General features: G+C 41.7%; 5 protein-coding genes and 1 pseudogene. 5 read left to right on the top strand and 1 reads right to left on the bottom strand.

Features of this window, described 5'->3' with window-relative positions; genetic code table 11:
• Nucleotides 1–579, top strand: a pseudogene (locus AC1DVJ_RS28925) (pectate lyase family protein); the annotation flags it as partial.
• A 116-nt stretch (nucleotides 580–695) separates the two neighbouring features.
• On the opposite strand, the gene AC1DVJ_RS28930 reads toward AC1DVJ_RS28925, so the two are convergent.
• Nucleotides 696–1,517, bottom strand: coding sequence for a helix-turn-helix transcriptional regulator (locus AC1DVJ_RS28930; RefSeq protein ID WP_477596005.1), 822 nt, complete (start codon nucleotides 1,515–1,517; stop codon nucleotides 696–698).
• 117 nt (nucleotides 1,518–1,634) lie between these two features.
• On the opposite strand from AC1DVJ_RS28930, the gene AC1DVJ_RS28935 reads away from it, so the two are divergent.
• The 4 genes from AC1DVJ_RS28935 (at nucleotide 1,635) to AC1DVJ_RS28950 (ending at nucleotide 7,382) form a co-directional block, all read left to right on the top strand.
• Entirely contained in the window at nucleotides 1,635–3,662 is a 2,028-nt protein-coding gene (locus tag AC1DVJ_RS28935) for a beta-galactosidase (protein WP_477596008.1), read from the top strand.
• A gap of 243 nt (nucleotides 3,663–3,905) precedes the next feature.
• A complete protein-coding gene (locus tag AC1DVJ_RS28940) occupies nucleotides 3,906–4,829 on the top strand; it encodes an ABC transporter permease subunit (protein WP_477596010.1) in 924 nt (307 codons plus the stop codon).
• 48 nt (nucleotides 4,830–4,877) lie between these two features.
• Nucleotides 4,878–5,759: a carbohydrate ABC transporter permease gene (locus AC1DVJ_RS28945; protein ID WP_477596012.1), complete on the top strand. Its 882-nt coding sequence runs from the start codon at nucleotides 4,878–4,880 to the stop codon at nucleotides 5,757–5,759.
• Between the two features lie 63 nt (nucleotides 5,760–5,822).
• A complete protein-coding gene (locus tag AC1DVJ_RS28950; RefSeq protein WP_477596014.1) occupies nucleotides 5,823–7,382 on the top strand; it encodes an ABC transporter substrate-binding protein in 1,560 nt (519 codons plus the stop codon).
• Nucleotides 7,383–7,400 lie beyond the last annotated feature (18 nt).

Genomic DNA, 7,400 nt, shown 5'->3' on the forward strand with positions numbered 1-7,400 from the left:
GCAGAAGCTGGACGCCTAGGTAATGGAGACTTTACATGGGCATTTAATGATTCAGTTGATGACACGTCGTCTGACCTTAATTCAGCCTTGATGTCTAAAATACTAAGTTACACAACTCAACTTGTATCTGTAGGTGGCAATTCAACACCGCCAACGGGCACACCGGCACCAACGTCTACACCAACAACTACACCGGCACCAACGTCTACACCAACAACTACACCAGCACCAACGACTACACCGGGTACATCAATTGTTCATAACTTTACTACTGATGGAAAAACAAGCAGCTTCTTCACGATTGTAGGGAACCTTTCAACAACGAAGGGAACAGTGGTATATAATGGTTTAACACTAACGCAATGTTTAAAAATGGAGAGTTCAACCTCTATTGGGTTTACCACAACAACAGCTAAAACATTAACATTAGTGTTTAATCCAGCAAACGGATTAAACGTTAAGATCGATGGAACAAGCTATGCCATGACGAATGGCATTGTCAGTGTATCACTTGCAGCTGGCGCACATACCATTACGAAGGAAGATGTTACAAATCTTTATTACATGAAATTAGAATAAATAGCCTTTATTCATAGAAAGTCCCAGTGAGCTAGTACAGTCACCGGGACTTTTTTGTGTCACCAATCATTCATGATGGACCAGTCGAACAAATGATCAAAGTGGGTTAAAAGGGTCTAATTCAGCTCTCTAAACCGCTCCGGCGTAAACCCGATTTGCTTACGAAAGCTGGCAATAAAGTGGCTCGTATCTCGAAAACCTACTCGCGCAGCAATCTCTTTAATGGCTTGATGTCTGTTGCTCAGCAGCATCTCTTTGGATTTGCGCAAGCGCATCATTATGAGGTAAGCATAAGGTGAAAGGCCAAAGGCATGCTGAAACAAGGTATTCAAATGTCTCGGTGTGACATGAAGAACACCAGCCATTTGTTCAATCCCGGTATCGGGATTAGCGTAGTGATCTTCTAGCCATTCTGTAATGGGCTGTAAGTGCAGCATTTGACTCGTGATCGATGTGCGGTTGTTGATCTGGGCGTGCTTTTTAATCTGAATCAAGAAATGATACAAGTCAGCGGAGGCATCGTAGCCAGAGTAATCGGTTAGTGTCTCCAACCTATTTAAAATATGTGTGAGTGCTAGGTTTAAAGGCGCCTCTTCCTCCCAACGGAAAACGGCTGATTCGAAAATCTCTAATGTACTTAATATGGTGTGAACACAATTGCCTCCGAACGTGACATATTGTGTGCACCAAGTATCGGTAACTGCGTGATAAGAATGCGGTACCCCAGGGAGTAAGAGCACGCCTGTTCCTTTCGGTAAACGCACCTTTCTGTTGTCCATCTCAAACTCTCCTTCGCCCTCATAGGTTTGCAGCCAATGATAGTTAGGGAACCCATCCTTCCTACTAAGTTTCTCCTGATCTTCATGATGACCAATGCTATCGATATATATAGGGTAAGGTTGGGCTGTTGTCGGTGTTAAAACAAATCGCGTATGCATGTTGAATCATCCTGTTCCATTTTCTTATATGAGGGTGTAAATATATTATATTTTAACATGATTATGAATCCAATATAATGTATTTATTCTTATATAAAAAAATATAGAGGTGTCAATATGATTAATACGAAGCTGCCAAAGATTTGGTACGGTGGAGATTATAACCCAGAGCAATGGGATAAAGAAGTGATGGACGAGGATTTACGGATGTTTAAACTTGCGGGCATTGATGTGGCGACAATTAATGTATTCTCGTGGGCGCTTTCACAACCGAATGAAGATACATACGATTTTACTTGGCTGGATGAGACGATCGACCGTCTCTGGGCTAATGGGACTTATGTGTGTTTAGCGACAAGTACGGGCGCCCACCCGGCTTGGATGGCACGGAAATATCCGGATGTGTTGCGAGTGGATTTTGAAGGACGTAAGCATAAATTTGGAAAAAGACATAATTCTTGTCCCAGCAGTCCAACATTTCGCACGTATTCGGAGCGTATGGCAGACAAATTAGCCCAACGCTATAAAGATCATGAAGCTATTCTGATCTGGCACGTTTCCAATGAGTACGGCGGATATTGCTATTGTGATAATTGCGCGGACGGATTCCGTACTTGGCTGCAAGAGCGATACACGACATTAGCGCAGTTAAACAAGGCTTGGTATACAGGCTTCTGGGGCCACACGTTCTATGATTGGGAAGACATCGTGCCCCCGAATGCCCTCTCAGAGGAATCGCCTGGTGACCGTTCATGCTTCCAAGCGATTTCCTTAGATTATCGCCGATTTATGTCCGATAGTTTACTCGATTGCTACAAATTGGAGTATAACGCAATCAGGCAGCATGCACCTCAGGTGCCAATTACGACGAATTTAATGGGATTGTACAAAGAATTAAACTATTTCAAGTGGGCTCCCTATTTGGATGTCATCTCGTGGGACAATTATCCTTCCTTGGATACGCCAGTGAGCTTGACCTCCATGACGCATGATCTCATGCGCGGGTTGAAGGACGGTCAGCCGTTCATGTTGATGGAGCAAACACCAAGTCAGCAGAACTGGCAAAAGTATAACTCGTTGAAACGTCCGGGTGTCATGAAGCTGTGGAGCTATCAAGCGGTTGCTCATGGCGCCGATACGATTCTTTTCTTCCAGCTTCGCCGATCAGCAGGCGCTTGTGAGAAATTTCATGGGGCTGTCATTGAGCATGTCGGACATGAGCATACGCGGGTATTCCGCGAGTGCGCGGAATTAGGGAATGAGCTGGGGCGATTATCCGATAAAGTACTCGACGCTAGAGTGAAAGCACGTGTCGGCATTGTGTTCGATTGGGAAAATCGCTGGGCGGTTGGACTCTCGAGTGGACCGACCATTGCGCTTGATTATGTAGATGAAGTTCATAAATATTATGACGCACTATTCCAGCAAAATATTCAAGCTGATATGATCGGTACGGATACGGATCTCACCGGCTATGATATCGTCATAGCACCGGTTCTTTATATGGTCAAAGAGGGATATGCCAAACGCGTGGAAGACTTCGTTCGTGCCGGTGGAATCTTCCTTACCACCTTCTTCAGCGGCATCGTGGGCGAGGATGACCGCGTAACCCTCGGCGGTTATCCAGGCGAATTGCGTAGCGTTCTCGGTATTTGGGCGGAAGAAATCGATGCGCTATTTCCCGATCAGAGCAATGAAATTCAGCTGAATGCGCAATGGGGAGAGCTTGAAGGCAACTACCAATGTGGCATTCTGTGTGATTTAATCCATGCCGAAGGCGCAGAAGTGAAAGCCGTCTATGGCAAGGATATCTATCAAGGTATGCCTGCGCTTACGGTCAATACATATGGGGCGGGCCAAGCTTGGTATGTAGCCACGAGTCCAGAACCGTCATTTTTACAAGGTTTGCTAGGTAATTTATGCCGAGACAAAGGGATTACTGCACTGATTCCGCATGTGCCTGGTGTTGAGATTTCGACGAGGACCAATGATAATAACGAGTCCTTCTTCTTTATTTTAAATCACAATGATCAAGCAACTTCGATTTCGTTAGGGGACTTGAAGGGAACGGATTTATTATCAGGCAATTTCTGTGAAAATACCGTAACACTATCACCTAAAGCAGTTCTAATCATAGAAAAGTAAAACGCTTTTTTAACAATGACCTATAAGAGGAGCACTTTCTTTCGAAGTGTCCGTCTCATAGGTCATTGTTTATTTACGGCTGAAAACCATAGGAAATAACGAATTACAGTACATTTGGAAGGTTTAAGAACTCTCATTTCGCTCGAAACAGAACTTAAATTAGGGATTAGAAATTGTTAATTTGAAGAATGGAGGCTAACATTGGGTATAGAACAACGATGACTGAAAAGGAGTGAAGCTTAAGTGAAACGAAAGAAAGGATTCATGAACTATCATTCATATAAGAAAAATATACAATTAAGCATACTAGCTCTTCCCGCAATTTTGCTTATTTTTGTTTTCTCGTACATCCCTATGGGGGGGATATTCATTGCATTTAAGAGCATTAATTATGAACAAGGCTTGTTCCACAGCCCGTGGGTAGGCTTTGAGAACTTCAAATTCTTCTTCACATCAAGCGATGCGTGGCTCGTGGTTAGAAATACACTTTCCTATAATCTTATATTCATCGTAGTCGGGACATTCTTCTCTGTTGTATTTGCTATCCTGCTAAATGAAGTACTAAGTACCCGATTAGTGAAGGTTTATCAAACGATCTTTTTCTTTCCTTATTTTTTCTCATGGATCATTGTGGCATATATGGTATACTCCTTTATCGGTCCTTTTGGTGTGATCACATCGATCATGGCTAAACTAGGCTTTAATACGGATTATTACACCACAACCTGGATATGGCCCTTCTTATTAATCTTCATTAATATATGGAAAGGCTTAGGCTATGTTAGTATTATTTTCTATGCAGGCATCTTGGGGATATCGCAGGAGTATTTTGAAGCTGCTGAAATTGATGGCGCTTCCAAATTCCAAGTGATCCGCAATATTACGATTCCGCTGCTGATGCCATTAATTATTATTTTAACTCTCTTGTCCATTGGTAAAATATTTTATTCCGATTTTGGTTTGTTCTTCTTTGTTCCAAGAGAAATTGGGCAGCTATTTCCGGTTACACAAGTGATTGATACTTATGTTTACCGGATGTTAAGGGTTTCCGGAGATCTCGGGATGTCTTCAGCCGTTGGATTATTCCAATCAACGATGGGCTTCATCGTTGTATTGCTAAGCAACCATATTGTTAAGAAAGTAAATGATGATAACAAACTTTTTTAAGAAGAAGGTTGGTATTCGCTGCATTAGATTTCGCTTAGGAGGTGTGGAATGTTATCAAAGCAAGCATTGCCCCAAACAATAATTAATATCGTGTTCATCCTATTTAGTCTCTCTTGCATAGTTCCGCTTATATCCATAATCTCAATTTCATTTTCAAACGAAAAGGACATTGCCACATATGGATACAGCCTCATCCCATTAAACTTTGATCTTACCGCATATGCGTATATTTTGTATAAACCGCTGCAAATTGTAAACGCTTTTAAGGTTTCACTTTTTGTAAGTGTAGTGGGAACATTTCTCTCCTTATTGGTTATGGCTGGAATCGCCTATCCGCTTTCGCGAGAAGACTATAAATGGAAAAATAAACTTAGCTTTTATGTTTTTTTTACAATGCTGTTCAATGGCGGTCTGGTTCCTTCATACTTATTAATCTCCAACTATCTGCATTTAAAAAACACAATATGGGTGTTGATTCTTCCTTATTTGGCAGCTCCTTGGTTTATACTAATCCTACGCTCATTTATGCAGAAGATACCGCACAGCATCATTGAATCCTGCATGATGGATGGGGCCAACGAATTTAGAATTTTCGTTCAAATCATTCTCCCGCTTGCCAAACCAGGACTTGCAACTGTCGGTTTGTTTACGCTGCTGACGTATTGGAATGACTGGTGGCTAAGCTTGCTTTATATAGAAAAGGAGAGCCTGATCCCTTTGCAATTCATGTTATACAGGATGATGAACAACATTCAATTTCTGACAAGTTCTTCCAACATGATGCCGCCAGATATGAAGTCTAACTTGCTTCCATCAGAATCAGCACGTATGGCGATGGCCATCCTTGCTTCGGGGCCTATGCTTCTTGTGTTCCCTTTTTTCCAGAAGCATTTCGTTCGAGGGTTAACGGTGGGTGCAGTAAAAGGTTAGCTTATGAATGGAGTCATATCCATTGTAAGAATAGTTCAAGACATTATAGAGGAGGATTCACCTATGTTGAAAAGATCAAAATTTTCAAAAACGGGGATCGTAGCAACAAGTATGGTAGTCATGTTTAGCATGCTGTTCTCTGCATGCAGTTCGTCTACGAAAGAACCAACTCCTTCGGCTGCAGCAACAGCAGCTACAGCAAGTACAGCTCCTCAAGCAACAACTGCAGCTCTGCCAGAAGTGAAATTGACGTGGTATTTCCCAGGCAATTTTCCTCAGCCGGAACAAGATCTTGTATTTGCTGAAGTAAATAAAGTTCTAAAAGAAAAAATTAATGCTACCGTAGATTTCAAGCCTGTTGGTTTTGGTGAATATGATCAGAAGATGCAAGTCGTTATTGCCTCTGGCGAAGCTTACGATTTGGTATTTACTTCCAATTGGATCAACAATTATACGCAAAATGTGGCTAAAGGCGCCTTCTTGCCATTGGATGATTTACTCACCAAATATGCACCCAAATCATTTGCTAACGTCCCGAAATCATTCTGGACAGCAACCAAAGTAAATGGGAAAATTTATGGATTTGTGAATCAACAAATCTCAGCTAGAACGCCTGATGTCATTATTCCAAAATCATTGGCTGAAAAGTACAAGGTTGATGTTAATACAATAAGCGGAAAGCTAACGGTCGACAACTTTAAAGTACTTGAGCCGTACTTGCAAGCCGTAACGAAAGATGATCCGAAGAAAGCATTTGTTACTGGCTTAAACGGATTTCAAGATGGATTCGGTTTTGAAACCATTGTAGGGATAAATACGCCAGGAGTAGTGGTTTATACCGATGATTCGCTCAAAGTAGTCAACCAATTTGAAACGGATAGCGTAAAGAAATTTGCTGCCACTATGAGAGATTGGAATGCGAAAGGGTATTTGAACTCCAAAGAGCGCATTTCCACGAAATTGGATAATAGCCAAGAACTCCTTCAAGYTGGAAAGGTAGGTGTACTAGTAGGTGGAGCTTATAAACCTGGTGTTGAAGTTGTTATGGCTCTCCAAGCAGGTTATCCAACACTTGATATGCCAGCAGGTCAAGCCCACCTTACAACAGGCGGAATTGTAGCTACTATGCATGCGATCAACAGAAATTCCAAAAACCCTGAAAGAGCTATGATGCTACTTGAACTTTTAAATACGAATCCAGAAATTTATAACCTTTTGAACTTCGGCGTTAAAGATAAACATTTTAAACTTGATTCAGATGGCTTTATGGTTCCTGGTGATGCAGCTAAACAATATGCTCCGAATGTTCCTTGGATGTTTGCTACGAATTACCTTGCCTATGTAGATAAAGGAATGCCTAAAACGGTTTGGGAAGATACCAAAAAAGTAAATAACGAGGCTGTACCTTCGAAATTGTTAGGGTTTACCTTCGATGCTACACCGGTAAAGGCTGAAATTGCTAAAGCAAGTGCAGTTTATGACGAGTATTATAGAGCGATTGAGCTTGGTGTTTCGGATGAAGCGAAATATAACGAATTCTTGGCAAAACTAAAAGCAGCTGGATCGGATAAGATTATTGCTGAAATGCAAAAACAGATTGATGCTTGGAAAACAACGAAATAATTAATCGGGTACCCACAG

Source organism: Paenibacillus sp. P4_A9 (assembly GCF_056402415.1).